The sequence below is a fragment of the Ancylobacter sp. genome (genome assembly GCF_965229075.1).
In the GTDB taxonomy this organism is placed as follows: Bacteria; Pseudomonadota; Alphaproteobacteria; order Rhizobiales; family Xanthobacteraceae; genus Ancylobacter.
The window spans coordinates 441,740-454,135 of record NZ_CBDDIO010000002.1 but is presented as its reverse complement, the minus strand read 5'-3'; the positions used below and the strand labels follow the sequence as shown (position 1 = coordinate 454,135).

The 12,396-nt window shown below is 67.9% G+C and carries 13 protein-coding genes; 8 read left to right on the top strand and 5 right to left on the bottom strand.

Annotation, left to right across the window (positions count from 1 at the left end):
- Nucleotides 1–83: 83 nt before the first annotated feature.
- Nucleotides 84–1,145: an LLM class flavin-dependent oxidoreductase gene (locus ACO07Z_RS08205; RefSeq protein ID WP_421698266.1), complete on the bottom strand. Its 1,062-nt coding sequence runs from the start codon at nt 1,143–1,145 to the stop codon at nt 84–86.
- 249 nt (nt 1,146–1,394) lie between these two features.
- Complete coding sequence (locus ACO07Z_RS08200; protein WP_421698265.1) at nt 1,395–1,799, bottom strand: DUF1127 domain-containing protein; 405 nt, start codon at nt 1,797–1,799, stop codon at nt 1,395–1,397.
- A gap of 192 nt (nt 1,800–1,991) precedes the next feature.
- Here ACO07Z_RS08200 and ACO07Z_RS08195 point away from each other — a divergent pair, with 192 nt between their 5' ends.
- Together ACO07Z_RS08195 and ACO07Z_RS08190 are read left to right on the top strand one after the other, a co-directional pair.
- Complete coding sequence (locus ACO07Z_RS08195; protein ID WP_244378544.1) at nt 1,992–2,876, top strand: LysR substrate-binding domain-containing protein; 885 nt, start codon at nt 1,992–1,994, stop codon at nt 2,874–2,876.
- Nucleotides 2,877–2,935: 59 nt separating this feature from the next.
- Nucleotides 2,936–3,352 (top strand): VOC family protein, encoded by a 417-nt coding sequence (locus ACO07Z_RS08190; protein ID WP_421698264.1) that lies wholly within the window; start codon nt 2,936–2,938, stop codon nt 3,350–3,352.
- On the opposite strand, the gene ACO07Z_RS08185 is transcribed toward ACO07Z_RS08190, so the two are convergent.
- From ACO07Z_RS08185 to ACO07Z_RS08175, 3 genes are all read right to left on the bottom strand, one after another.
- Nucleotides 3,353–4,723, bottom strand: coding sequence for a glutamate--cysteine ligase (locus ACO07Z_RS08185; protein ID WP_421698263.1), 1,371 nt, complete (start codon nt 4,721–4,723; stop codon nt 3,353–3,355).
- 146 nt (nt 4,724–4,869) lie between these two features.
- Nucleotides 4,870–6,003 carry a carboxylate-amine ligase gene (locus tag ACO07Z_RS08180; protein ID WP_421698262.1) on the bottom strand — a complete coding sequence of 378 codons (1,134 nt, stop codon included), beginning with the start codon at nt 6,001–6,003 and terminating at the stop codon, nt 4,870–4,872.
- A 207-nt stretch (nt 6,004–6,210) separates the two neighbouring features.
- Entirely contained in the window at nt 6,211–6,978 is a 768-nt protein-coding gene (locus tag ACO07Z_RS08175) for a 16S rRNA (uracil(1498)-N(3))-methyltransferase (RefSeq protein ID WP_421698261.1), read from the bottom strand.
- 81 nt (nt 6,979–7,059) lie between these two features.
- Between ACO07Z_RS08175 and ACO07Z_RS08170 the strand changes: the two genes are divergently transcribed.
- From ACO07Z_RS08170 to lptB, 6 genes are all read left to right on the top strand, one after another.
- Nucleotides 7,060–7,821, top strand: a complete 762-nt coding sequence (locus ACO07Z_RS08170) for a hypothetical protein (protein ID WP_421698260.1) — start codon at nt 7,060–7,062, stop codon at nt 7,819–7,821.
- Between the two features lie 4 nt (nt 7,822–7,825).
- Nucleotides 7,826–8,782: a 4-hydroxybenzoate octaprenyltransferase gene (ubiA, locus tag ACO07Z_RS08165; RefSeq protein ID WP_421698259.1), complete on the top strand. Its 957-nt coding sequence runs from the start codon at nt 7,826–7,828 to the stop codon at nt 8,780–8,782.
- Between the two features lie 76 nt (nt 8,783–8,858).
- Nucleotides 8,859–9,491 carry a ribonuclease D gene (locus ACO07Z_RS08160; protein WP_244378532.1) on the top strand — a complete coding sequence of 211 codons (633 nt, stop codon included), beginning with the start codon at nt 8,859–8,861 and terminating at the stop codon, nt 9,489–9,491.
- 163 nt (nt 9,492–9,654) lie between these two features.
- Nucleotides 9,655–10,461 carry a hypothetical protein gene (locus tag ACO07Z_RS08155; RefSeq protein WP_421698258.1) on the top strand — a complete coding sequence of 269 codons (807 nt, stop codon included), beginning with the start codon at nt 9,655–9,657 and terminating at the stop codon, nt 10,459–10,461.
- Nucleotides 10,462–10,508: 47 nt separating this feature from the next.
- On the top strand, nt 10,509–11,189 hold the full coding sequence (locus tag ACO07Z_RS08150) for an LptA/OstA family protein (protein WP_421698257.1): 681 nt from the start codon (nt 10,509–10,511) through the stop codon (nt 11,187–11,189).
- 214 nt (nt 11,190–11,403) lie between these two features.
- On the top strand, nt 11,404–12,396 hold the full coding sequence (gene lptB / locus ACO07Z_RS08145; RefSeq protein ID WP_421698256.1) for an LPS export ABC transporter ATP-binding protein: 993 nt from the start codon (nt 11,404–11,406) through the stop codon (nt 12,394–12,396).

Below are 12,396 nucleotides of genomic sequence, written 5' to 3'. Positions count from 1 at the left end.
GCCGGGGCAGACCCCGGCATCCATGTTTGACGCTTATGAATTGCGCATCCCCGGGCCCAGCCCGGGGATGACTCTTTGAGGGACTACGCCGCCACCGTCTCGTCCGCCAGAATCTCCCGCACGCGCGGGATAACCTTGGTGCCGTAGAGCTCGATGGCGCGCATCATCCGCGCATGCGGCAGCGGGCCGGCGCTGTATTTCAGGTCGAAGCGCGCGAGGCCGAGCGCCTTCGCCGTCTTGGCGATCTTGCGCGCCACCGTTTCCGGCGAACCGAGATAGAGCGAGCCATGGGCGATCTCATGCTCGAAGGCGTCGCGGCCATAGGGCGGCCAGCCGCGCTCGGCGCCGATGCGGTCATGCATCCGCTTGTAGTCGGCATAGAATTCCTCGCGCGCCTGCGCATCCGTCTCGGCGATATAGCCGTGCGAATGCACGCCAATCGGCTGCACCGTGCCGCCGAGCTGGCCGATGGCCTTGTGGTAGAGGTCGACATAGGGCGCGAAGCGGGCGGGATTGCCGCCGATGATGGCCAGCATCAGCGGCAGGCCATAGCGCGCCGCCCGCACCACCGATTCCGGCGAGCCGCCAACGCCGATCCAGGTCTTCAGCGTGCCGGATTCCACCAAGGGATAGACGTGCTGATCCTTCAGCGGCGGGCGCAGCTTACCCTGCCAGGTGACGCCCTGCGTGGTCGAGTTGTCGCGCAGCAGCGCCGCGAACAGATCGAGCTTCTCGCTGAACAGCGCCTCATAGTCCTTCAGGTCGAAGCCGAAGAGCGGGAAGGATTCGGTAAAGGAGCCGCGCCCGAGGATGACCTCCGCCCGCCCATTGGACAGCGCATCCACCGTGGCAAAGCGCTGGAACACGCGGATCGGATCGTCGGAGGACAGCACGGTGACCGCCGAGCCGAGGCGGATGCGCTTTGTCCGGGCGGCCATGCCGGCCAGGACCACTTCCGGCGCCGACACGGCGAAATCGTCGCGATGATGCTCGCCGACGCCGATAAAGTCGATGCCGACCTCATCCGCCAGCACCGCTTCGTCCACCAGATCGCGAATCACCTGGGCGTGCGAGAGCGGGCGTCCATCGACGCCGGAGGTCACGTCGCCGAATGTGTCGAGGCCGAGTTCGAGAAGCTGTGCCATGGGAGAGGTCCCCTTCGTGTCCGGCACCGTGCCGGCGCTCCCCATATGGACCGGACGCGGCGGGCGCGCATCCCCGGCGGTGCAAGGACGGCATTTCGCTTCTGCAAGCAAAGGGCTGCCGCAGTGGAGCGAAGGCACAAAAAAAGCCCGCTGGACCAGCCAGCGGGCTTCAAGTCGGCGACACGAGGGGGTCGATGTCGCCGTAAATTCGTCTGGGCGGCCGGTGCCGCCACGAAAGGGCGGGCATGGTCAGCTGCAGGAGACGGGAGTGTCCTGGCGCGGGGTGACAGGCGAAAGACCGTGGGCGCCGCGGTCGCGCGCGGCCTTGCCGGCGGCGTCCTGACGGGCCGCTTCACGAAGCGCCTCGCGCATGGTCGAGCGGCGGGCGGCGCGGCGTTCCACCGAGCGGACCACGAGCACGGCCGTCGGGTCCTGCCACAGCGGGCCGGACGAAGCGTCGAGCAGGTCGCCGCGGGTGAGGCCGATGTCGCGCAGCATGCGGTCGTCGAAGCCGCCGAGCTGGGCGATATGGCGCCGGCGGGCGACCGCCTTGATGAACTGGACGGACCCCATGAGAGCGGCGATCAGCAGCCCGCTCGCCGCGGTACCGAACGAGGAGAAGGGCTTTCTCCGGACTTCGCCAACAAACGACATCGTATCCTCCATGTGCCGGCCGCGCAGCGACGATGCGGGGTTTGTGATCTCGGGCAGGCGTGGGGGCCACCCGATCTCGACATCGTCCGTTCGCGGCGGGATCGTTATGAAGGAGCGGGATCAATCACACTAGCGAATGTTTATGATCGCTGATATCATCAGGATTGATGATAGGCCATCGTGAGGGCTCCGATGAGCGTGTTGCTCGATATTGATCAATTAAGAACATTCATCGCGATTGCCGAAACCGGCAGTTTCACAAAGGCTGCCGAGGTGGTTCACAAAACCCAGTCCGCGGTGTCTATGCAGATGAAGCGGCTGGAGGAGCGGGTGGGCCGGCCGATCTTCGCCCGCGACGGACGCGCCTCGCGCCTGACCGACGAGGGCGACCGGCTGCTCGATTATGCCCGCCGCATCGTCAAGCTGAACATCGAGGCCATGGCCAGCCTGGCCTCGGCGGAACTGTCGGGCCGGGTGCGGCTCGGCGTGCCGGACGATTATGCCGACCGCTATTTGCCGGAGATCATGGCGCGGTTTTCCGCCACCCATCCCAATGTCGAGCTGACCGTGGTGTGCGATCCCTCGACCGATCTCGTCGACCGCATCGACACGGGCGATCTCGACCTCGCCATCATCACCGATTGCGAGACGATGAATCGCGAGACCGAGATCATCCGCCGCGAGCAATTGCTCTGGGTGGGCTCCACCCGCCACTCCGTGCATCTGGAAGGCCCGGTGCCGCTGGCGCTGGGGCGGCAGACCTGCAACTGGCGGCAGGAGGCGATCTCCATGCTCCAGGCGGTCGATCGGCCGTTCCGCATTCTCTACACGTCATCTAACTCCACCGCCGTTTCGGCGGCCGTGCTGGCCGGCCTCGCCATTTCCGTGCTGCCGGAATCCGGGCTGCGCCCGGGCATGCGGGTGCTGGGGCCGTCCGACGGGTTCCCGGCGCTGGCGCCCTGCCGCATCGGCCTGCTGCGCAACCGGCACGAGGCGTCCCCACTCGCCGACGCGCTGGCCCATCACATCGTGCAGGGGCTCGACAACATCTCCGACACGGCGATCGCGGCGGAGTGAGCGGCGCCTGAACCTGCACGGCCCACGTGGCATCTCGGCCACCGCCCTGGAGATCGATGATGAGCCGTCCTGTTCCCGGCGATATCGTGCCTTTCCTGCGCTACAGCGATCCGCGCGCCGCCATCCACTGGCTGGAGACGGCGCTGGGCTTCGAAAGCCTCTTCGTCGTCGACGACGGGCAGGGCGGCGTGGCCCATGCGGAACTCGCGCTGGGCACCAGCGCGATCATGATTGGCGGCGCCAAGGACGATGTGCTCGGCATGCGCAGCCCGGCGCAGGCGGGCGGCGTCACGCAGGGAATTTATCTCGTGGTGCCCGATGCCGATGCCGCCTGGGCGCGCGTGCAGGCCGCCGGCGCGGAGGTGGTGATGGCGCTCTATGACACGCCCTATGGCTCGCGCGAATTCACCGTGCGCGATGCCGAGGGGCATCTGTGGAGCATCGGCACTTACCGTGCCGGCAGCTACCCGGGTTGATCAGTAAGCGTCCTCGACGAAGACCGGCTCCACCGAGCGGTTCCACGCGCCCTCATAGCGCGCCAGCAGCAGCTCGGCCGGGGTCTTCCCGGCTTTGAGGCTGGCCTCCAGCGGGGCGAGGAAGCGGCTCTCGTCGCGGCCCTGGCTGTCGCGATAGTCGCGGCGCTGAAGGCCGGCGCGGGCGATCTCGACCACGTCGCGCGCCACGTCCAGCAGCGAGCGGCCGGCGATCTCGGCCTTGAAGCCGAGCCGGGGCACCTCGTCGCGCAGCGTCTGGCGCTCTTGGGCACCCCAGCCCTTGGCGAGGTCCCAGGCGGCGTCGAGGCTCGTCGTGTCGTAATACAGCCCGGTCCACAGCGCCGGCAGCGCGCACAGGTTGCGCCACGGCCCGCCATCGGCCCCGCGCATTTCGAGGTAACGCTTCAGCCGCACCTCCGGGAAAATGGTGGAGAGGTGGTTGGCCCAGTCGGAGACCGTGGCGCTCTCGCCCGGCACGGCGGGGTGGCGGCCGGCGAGCAGATCGCGGAAGGACGAGCCGGCGACATCGATATAGGTGTCGCCGCGCTTGATGAAGTACATCGGCACATCGAGCGCGTAGTCGACATAACGCTCGAAGCCCATGCCATCCTCGAAGGCGAAGGGCAGCATGCCGGCGCGGTTATTGTCGGTGTCGCGCCAGATTTCCGAGCGGTAGGAGAGGAAGCCGTTCGGCTTGCCTTCGGTGAAGGGCGAGTTGGCGAAGAGGGCGGTGGCCACGGGCTGCAAGGCGAGCCCGACACGCAGCTTCTTCACCATGTCGGCTTCGGAGGAAAAGTCGAGATTCACCTGCACGGTACAGGTGCGGTACATCATGTCGAGGCCGCGCGTGCCGACCTTCGGCATGTAGTTCGACATGATCTTGTAGCGGCCCTTGGGCATGACCGGCGTTTCCGCCAGCGTCCATTTCGGGCTCATGCCGAGGCCGAGGAAGCCGAAGCCCAGCGGCGTCGCCACCTCGCGCACCTGGTCGAGATGGCCGTTTACCTCGGCACAGGTCTCGTGGATGGTGATGAGCGGCGCGCCGGACAGTTCGAACTGCCCGCCCGGCTCCAGCGAGATCGCCCCGCCCCCCACCGTGTCGGCAAGACCGATAATGGTCTCGCCTTCCATGATCGGCTCCCAGCAGTTCAGCGCCTGCATGCCTTCCAGCAGCGCGCGGATGCCGTTGGGGCCTTCATAGGGCACTGGCTCATGGCCCTTCAGCGTGAACGGAAATTTCTCGTGCTCGGTGCCGATGCGGAATTTCGACGGCGCTTTGCTACCCGCCTCGAACCACGCGACGAGTTCGTCCCGGCTTTCGATGGGCTGCGTGTCGATCTGGTCTCGCGCCATGGGGAACTCCGGGCGGCATGCGGGGCGCGCGACCATACACACGCCAAGCCCTGGCGCAAATCACTGTAACTACCGATCCAAAATGGAAATTGCCGGGCCGCAACCGGCCCGTTCAACCTCTCGCTGTGCCCACCCGATGCGGCGGGTTATTGCGCGGAGGCGTGGGCGAGCCAGGTGTTCACCGCCTTGAGCCCCTCGGCGCGATTGCCGGTGCGGTGGGCGGCTTCCTGATAGACGGCGATCTGGATGTCGGCGCTGGTGCCGCCGCGGATGATGGTGCGCAGATGCTCCAGTTCCGCCCGCCCGCCGAGCGCGTCCGCATCCTCGGCCAGCTGGTCGATCAGCGCTTCCACCGCCTGCGCCACCGGCACCGCCTCGCGGGCGCGGCGGTCGACGAAGCTGCCATGGACACCATAGCGCTGGGCGCGCCACTTGTTCTCCGCCGCGATGGCGCGCTCGACCGGGTCGATGCCGGCATTGAGGCTCGGGTTGCGCACGAGATGGCGCACCAGCGCCCGGTAAAGCGCGGCGATCGCCACGGAATCCTCCACCCGCGTGCAGCTGTCGGGCGCGCGCAGTTCCAGCGTCGGGTGCTTTTCCGAGGGGCGGATGGTCCACCACACATAGCTGGAATCGCGGATCGCCCGCGCCGCCACCAGCGCGTCGATATAGTCCTGGTAGTCCTTCGCGCTCTCGAACAGTTCCGGCAGGCCGGTGCGCGGCAGTTCGTCATAGGCGGCGAGGCGGTAGCCCATCAGGCCGGTGCGCTTGGATTCCCAGAAGGGCGAGGAGGTGGAGAGCGCGACGAAGACCGGGAGATAGGGCAGGATGCGGCGCATCACGTCGATGCGCTGGTCGGCATCGGGCAGTTCCACATGCACATGCATGCCGCACAGCAGGTTGCGCTCGCCCAGCATCTGCAGGTCGTGCATCAGCCCGTCATAGCGCTGCGTCGGCGCGCGCTTGCCGCCCTGCCAGCTGGCGGTGGGGTGGGTGCCCGCGGCGATGAAGGCGAGGTCGAATCCGGCGTTCACCTCGGCCAGGCACCGGCGCAACCCGTGCAACTCCCGTCGCGCCTCGGCGGCGCTGCGGTGCGGGCGGGTCATGACCTCGATCTGCGATTGCTGCACCTCGCCCGACACGGCGGGGCCGAGCGCGGTTCGTATCTGGGTCATGAAGGCGGACGGCACGCGCCGCAGCGGGCTCTTGGTCTCGGCTTCGACGAGGAAATACTCTTCCTCGATGCCGATGCGGTATTCTTCGATTCCGACCTGAAACATCAACACCTTCCCGCATTCACGCCACGCACCGGGTCGTTGTCGCTTAGCCGGCAGCGAATCAACGGGGCAGTGCGTCGCGGGGAAGGATGATGGAGAAGTAAGACCGCAGTGTGACCTTTGCGTTTACTTCAGATATTGGAATTACATTTTAATTAGTCGATTGATGAGATTTGCGGATATTTGGAGCGTCGCAAGCGGGCCTTCCGGTCAGCGTGCGGCCTGGCGGGCGGCTTCCACCAGCGCGAGGGCGGCGACGGCGGCGGTGTCGGCACGCAAGATACGCGGGCCCAGCGACAGCACGATGGCGCCGGGATGGGCGGCGAGCAGCCGCCGCTCCTCCTCAGTGAAGCCGCCTTCCGGGCCGATCAGCACCGCCAGCGGGCCGGCCACGGCCGCGAGGAGCGGCGCCAGCGGGTCGGCCTGCGGCGCGGCCTCGTCGCAGAACACCAGCCGGCGGTCTGGCTCCAGCGCGGCGAGCCAGCGCGGCAGCGCCACCGGCTCGGCGACCTGTGGCGGGGTGAGGATGCCACATTGCTCGGCTGCCTCGATGACATTGGCGCGCATGCGCTCGGTGTTCACCCGCGTCGCCTGCGTGCGCCGGGTCATGACCGGCACCAGCCGGCCGGCGCCCATCTCCACCGCCTTCTGCACCATGTAGTCCAGCCGGGCATGCTTGAGCGGGGCGAAGACATAATCGAGATCGGGCGGCGGCGACTGGCGTCGCAGTTGTGCCTCGCAGCGCAGCAGCACGTCGCGCCGTCCGCCGGCCTCGCGCACCGCGCGCCACTCGCCATCGCGACCATTGAACAGATGCAGGTGCCCGCCCACCTCCAGCCGGATCACATCGGAGACATAATGCGCCCGGTCGCGGTCGAGGCGTACCAGCGCGGCCTCGGCCAGGGGCTCCTCGACAAACAGTCGTTGGGCACGAAAATCATAGGGCTCAGCGGTCGAATCGTCGTGGGCGCGGGTCATGGGTCGATTTTCGTCCGGAATTTGCAGGAAATATCGCGAGCGCCGCGATGTTGCCCAATCTTTCATGCCTCTGTATCACGCTTGGTCAACGACACGGCACCGATCGACCACCTGATGAGAGATTGGCTTTTGAACACGCACCCGAAGCGCCTGCGGGCACGTAGCATGACCCCGACGCTGGCAGGCATTCTGCTAGCCGGGATGCTCGGCACGGTCCCGGCCGGGGCGCAGTGGATCGGCGCGCCCGGCGGTTCGGGCGGCGAGGCGTCCTCCGGCGCGGTGGTGGTCCAGCCGGTGCCTGTCGCGCCGCAGGCGGATGAGGCGGCGCAGCCGCCTCCCGGCTTCAGCCCAGGCTTCTCCTCCGGTGGCGGCGGTCTGGCTCCCGGCGTCACCGCTCCGCCGCCGCAGCAGCAGGCCAATCCGAATATGTCGGAATGCCAGGACCAGGTCGTCAAGCTGCGCGGCGAGGTGGAAAGCCGTGGCGGGGCCCTTGAGGCCGCCGCGAAGAAGAAGGCGTCACCGTCCGAGCTGTGCCCGATGTTCCGCAGCTTCGCGAACGCGCAGCAGAATTTCTATTCGTACCTTAATACCAACAAGACCAAGTGCGGCGTGCCCGACGAGGTACTGACGAAGTTCAAGCAGAATGTCAGCTCGGTGAACACCACACGCAACAAGGTGTGCGAGGTGGCGAAGATCCAGGAAAGCGGCGGCGGTGGCGGCCCCAGCGGCCCGCCGCCCCAGGGGGCGATCTCCGCCGGTCTCGGCCTGTCGAGCGGCCTGCCGACGACGGGCGCACCTCCGGGCGGCGTGTTCGACACGCTCGGCGGCGACGCGCTGCGCTGACCCCATGATCCCGGCGGCGCCGTCTCCTGTCGGGCCGGTGCCGGCCGATTCGGCCGGCAATTGGGTGGATCGCTACGCCCCGGCCCCGTTCCGCCCCTATCTCCGCCTCGCCCGGGCCGACCGGCCGATCGGCAGCTGGCTGCTGCTCATTCCCTGCTGGTGGTCGCTGGCGCTCGCACTGCGGGTGCAGGCTGAAGGCGGCGCGCCTGCCTATGGCGCGGCGGTGGGCTGGGCGGTGCTGTTTGCCATCGGCGCGGTGGCGATGCGTGGCGCCGGCTGCACCTGGAACGACATTCTCGACCGGGACATTGACGGACGGGTGGAGCGCACGCGCTCGCGCCCTCTGCCGGCCGGCCAGGTGACGCTGACGGGCGCGCTGGCTTTCCTCGCGATTCAACTGCTCGTGGGACTCGGCGTCCTTCTCTGCCTGCCGCTTTTCGCCATTGGTGTGGCGCTCTCGTCGCTCGGTCTTGTCGTGGTCTACCCGCTGATGAAGCGGGTGATGTGGATTCCGCAGCTGGTGCTCGGCCTCGCCTTTTCCTGGGGCGCGCTGATGGGCTTTGCGGTGCTGCTGCAAGCGCTGCCGGCGCCGGCCTTCCTGCTCTATGCCGGCGCGGTGCTGTGGGTGGTGGGCTATGACACGATCTATGCCCATCAGGACCGCGAGGACGACGCCGTCGTCGGGGTGAAGTCTTCCGCCCTGCTTTTCGGCGCGCGCACCGGGCGATGGCTCGCCGCGATCTATGCGAGCACCGTGGTGCTGATCGGCCTTGCGCTGGCGAGCGCCGGGGCCGGCCCCTGGGCCTGGGGCGGGCTCGGAATCTTCACCGTGCAGCTCGCCAATCAGTTGCGCCGGCTCGATATTGACGATCGGGAGCTGTGCCTGCGGCTGTTCCGCTCCAACCGCGATTCCGGGCTGATCCTGCTTGTCGGCCTCGTCGTGGACGCGCTGCTCGCCTGAGCCGGGCGGCCGCTGCCGGTTGCCGCGGCGGGGCCGGTGGTGGTAAGCAGCGAAAACTCTTTAACCTATGGTTCCCATGAGCATCCGCCTGCACCGCGGCGACCTTGTCGACCTCGCCCGCTACACGCCCGACAAAGCGCCCTTCGTCGCCATTGACACCGAGACGCTCGGCCTCAACCCGCACCGCGACCGGCTGTGCGTGGTGCAGCTCTCTCCCGGCGACGGCACCGCCGATGTCGTGCAGATTCCCGCCGGGGCGGGGCCGGGCAGCGCGCCGAATCTCGAAAAGCTCCTCACCGACCCGCGCAGCGTAAAGCTGTTCCACTTCGCCCGCTTCGATGTCGCTGTGCTCGGAAAGACCTTCGGCCTCACCGTGTCGCCAGTGTGGTGCACCAAGATCGCCTCGCGGCTGACCCGCACCTATACCGACCGGCACGGGCTGAAGGAGCTGGTGCGGGAACTGCTCGGCGTCGACCTTTCCAAGCAGCAGCAGAGTTCGGACTGGGCCGCCGACGAGCTGAGCGACGCCCAGCTGCACTACGCCGCCTCCGACGTGCTGCATCTTCACGCGCTGCAGGCGCGGCTTGCCGCCATGCTGGCGCGCGAGGGGCGCGGGGAACTGGCGCAGGCCTGCTTCGAGTTCCTGCCCACCCGCGCGCAGCTCGACCTCGCGGGATGGCCGGACCAGGACATCTTCGCGCACACATGAGGGCTTCGCGCTTATGTGAGCGCGCGGCCCGACAATCGCCGGCTTTTCGGGCGAGGGGGAGAGGGGCGGCCATGCTGGCTTGCGCCGTCGGCCGGAAGCCGCCATCTTGAGCCCAGGCCGGGATGCGGAAGGGCGGCCGTCAGTCGGGGATGAACCGTCGCGCATGAACAAACATGTCGAACCCCCCGCGGTGCGGGGCGCGAAGACGAGCGAGCCGGTGGCCCGCCGTGGGTCGGCGCATGTCGCCGCGCACGACGCCCGGCGCGCGAAATTGTTCAAGAACGCTCGGCGGCACAGCCGGCGGGTGCGGTTCCTGCGCGTCGCCCTCCCGCTCGGCGTCATCACGGCCCTCGGCGTCACCGTGGCGATCAACTATCTCGATCCCTTCACCCTCGGCGTCGATCTGCCCTTCGATCTCGGGCGGGTGTCGCTGTCGGGCACGCAGGTGAAGATGGAATTTCCCCGCCTGCACGGCTTCACCGCCGACAATCGCGGCTATGACGTGTCCGCCTTTTCCGCCTCGCAGGATCTGACGCAGCCCAACCGCATCACCCTCGACAAGATCGAGGCCAAGCTTGAGCTGGCGGACAAGGGCTGGGCCAATCTGACCGCCATCGGCGGCAGCTACGACACCAAGACCGAGAATTTGACGCTCGACGGCGGTGTGATCTTCGACACCTCCTCCGGCTATGGCGGGCGGCTGAAGGAAGCCGAGATCGACGTGAAGGGCGGCACATTGGTGTCGAAGAGCCCGGTGGAGCTGACCTATCTCGACGGCAAGCTGACCGCCGACACGCTGGAAGTGTCGCAGAAGGATTCGCGCGCGCTGCTCGTCGGCAATGTGCAGCTCGACTTCAAGATGCCGGCGCCGGAGAAAGCGGAGGCCGAGAAACCGGCAGCGCCGGCCCCGTCGGCGGTCGCTCCGTCCGGCGCCGCTGCGCCCGCGCCAGCCGTCGGCATCAATCCGTGATCTCGCCCTCATTGAACCCCCGGCGCGGGGCAGGTAGACATGTCGGCATGAACATGCCCCTCGCTTTCGCCCGTTCCGGCCTCGCCGCCCTCGTCCTCGCCGCCGGCCTCGCGGGGGCGTCTTCCGCCGCGCTGGCGCAGGCCAATAATGTGCCGAACGCCCTGCAGGGCTTTGCGTCGAATCGCGACGAGCCGATCCGCATCAACGCCAACAGCCTGGAAGTACGCGACCAGCAGAAGCAGGCGGTGTTCAGCGGCAATGTCGTGGTGCAGCAGGGCGACACCACCATGCGCTGCAAGGAACTGGTGGTGTTTTATGACGGCAAGGACGCGGCCGGCGGCAAGGACGCCCCGGGCGGAAAGCCGGCGGCGGCTTCCGGCGACGCGCTGGCGGCGGGAAGCCCGATCAACTCCTCGGCGATCCGTCGGCTGGAGATCAACGGTTCGGTGGTGGTGACCACCAAGGAGCAGACCGCCACTGGCGACCAGGGCGTGTTCGAGACCAAGGCGAACACCATCACGCTCACCGGCAACCCCGTGGTGCTCACCTCCGGCCCGAATGTCATTCGCGGCAAGAAGCTGACCGTGGATCTCACCACCGGCCTGTCGCGCTTCGACGGTGGACGCATCGAAAGCCTGATCGTGCCCAACAGCATGAAGGGTGCGGACGGCGCGCTCCCGGGTGCCAAGCCGGCCGCGCCGGCGGCAAAGCCTAAACCGGCGCCCTGAGCCCGCCGGTGCCGCCTGATCGGGTGGCGCTTTGCCGTTCCGCAGCCCTACGGCGGGCGGGCGCGTGACGGCCGGCGATCGGCTCATCCTAGGGTGCATAGACACCGTTTCTGGCTTTTGCCTCACTCCGGCCCGCTTCTTGCATCGCGATTTGCCAGCGGCGTCCTGAACGTTTATCACCTTCCCGGTGGTGATTTCACCACGGAGGGTGCGCGTGGGTCTTTTCTCGACCATCGTCGGACGCGGCAAGTCAGCGTCGCAACATTCCGGTTCAGCGTCCGCGCCGGTGCGCGGTGGCGACGGCCACAACGAAGCGGCGCCGGGCGCCGATGACATTGAGGCCCGGTTCCAGGCCGATTTCGAGGCGGCGCTGGCGGCAGATTTGCGCCCGTCGCGCGATGCGCCCGCCTCCGCCCGCGCCAGCGATCCCCGGCGCGCGCCGGCCGTCCCTGCGTCGCGTGCGCCGGAGGCGATCGCCGGCGAGCAGCGCATGCTCAACGCTGTCGGCCTTGCCAAGAGCTATGGCGGCCGGCAGGTGGTGCGCGGGGCGAGCCTGCATGTGCGGCGCGGCGAGGCGGTGGGCCTGCTGGGGCCGAACGGCGCCGGCAAGACCACCATCTTCTACATGATCACCGGACTGGTGAAGGCCGATGCCGGCCGCATCGAGCTCGACAGCTACGATGTGACCCATCTGCCCATGTACCGGCGCGCGCGCCTCGGCGTCGGCTATCTCCCGCAGGAAGCCTCCATCTTTCGCGGCCTGTCGGTGGAGAACAATATCCGCGCCGTGCTGGAAGTGGTGGAGCCGAACCGGCGTGAGCGCGAGCGCCAGCTCGACGAACTGCTGGAAGAGTTCCGCGTCACCCATGTGCGCAAGTCCCCCTCCATCGCCCTTTCCGGCGGCGAGCGGCGGCGCGTGGAAATCGCCCGTGCGCTGGCCTCGCGCCCGACCTTCATGCTGCTCGACGAGCCGTTCGCCGGCATCGACCCGATCGCGGTGGGCGACATTCAGGCGCTGGTGCGCCAGCTGACCGAGCGCGGCATCGGCGTGCTGATCACCGACCACAATGTGCGCGAGACGCTGGGGCTCATCGACCGTGCCTACATCATCCATTCCGGCACGGTGCTGATGGAAGGCTCGCCCGAGGAAATCGTGGCGAGCGAGGACGTCCGTCGCCTCTATCTCGGCGAGGAGTTCCGTCTGTAG

Bases quoted from the DNA above. Each gene is read 5' to 3' on its own strand.
- ACO07Z_RS08205 (WP_421698266.1), bottom strand. From the start codon at position 1,145: ATGGCACAGCTTCTCGAACTCGGCCTCGACACATTCGGCGACGTGACC.
- ACO07Z_RS08200 (WP_421698265.1), bottom strand. From the start codon at position 1,799: ATGTCGTTTGTTGGCGAAGTCCGGAGAAAGCCCTTCTCCTCGTTCGGT.
- ACO07Z_RS08195 (WP_244378544.1), top strand. From the start codon at position 1,992: ATGAGCGTGTTGCTCGATATTGATCAATTAAGAACATTCATCGCGATT.
- ACO07Z_RS08190 (WP_421698264.1), top strand. From the start codon at position 2,936: ATGAGCCGTCCTGTTCCCGGCGATATCGTGCCTTTCCTGCGCTACAGC.
- ACO07Z_RS08185 (WP_421698263.1), bottom strand. From the start codon at position 4,723: ATGGCGCGAGACCAGATCGACACGCAGCCCATCGAAAGCCGGGACGAA.
- ACO07Z_RS08180 (WP_421698262.1), bottom strand. From the start codon at position 6,003: ATGTTTCAGGTCGGAATCGAAGAATACCGCATCGGCATCGAGGAAGAG.
- ACO07Z_RS08175 (WP_421698261.1), bottom strand. From the start codon at position 6,978: ATGACCCGCGCCCACGACGATTCGACCGCTGAGCCCTATGATTTTCGT.
- ubiA (WP_421698259.1), top strand. From the start codon at position 7,826: ATGATCCCGGCGGCGCCGTCTCCTGTCGGGCCGGTGCCGGCCGATTCG.
- ACO07Z_RS08160 (WP_244378532.1), top strand. From the start codon at position 8,859: ATGAGCATCCGCCTGCACCGCGGCGACCTTGTCGACCTCGCCCGCTAC.
- ACO07Z_RS08155 (WP_421698258.1), top strand. From the start codon at position 9,655: ATGAACAAACATGTCGAACCCCCCGCGGTGCGGGGCGCGAAGACGAGC.
- ACO07Z_RS08150 (WP_421698257.1), top strand. From the start codon at position 10,509: ATGAACATGCCCCTCGCTTTCGCCCGTTCCGGCCTCGCCGCCCTCGTC.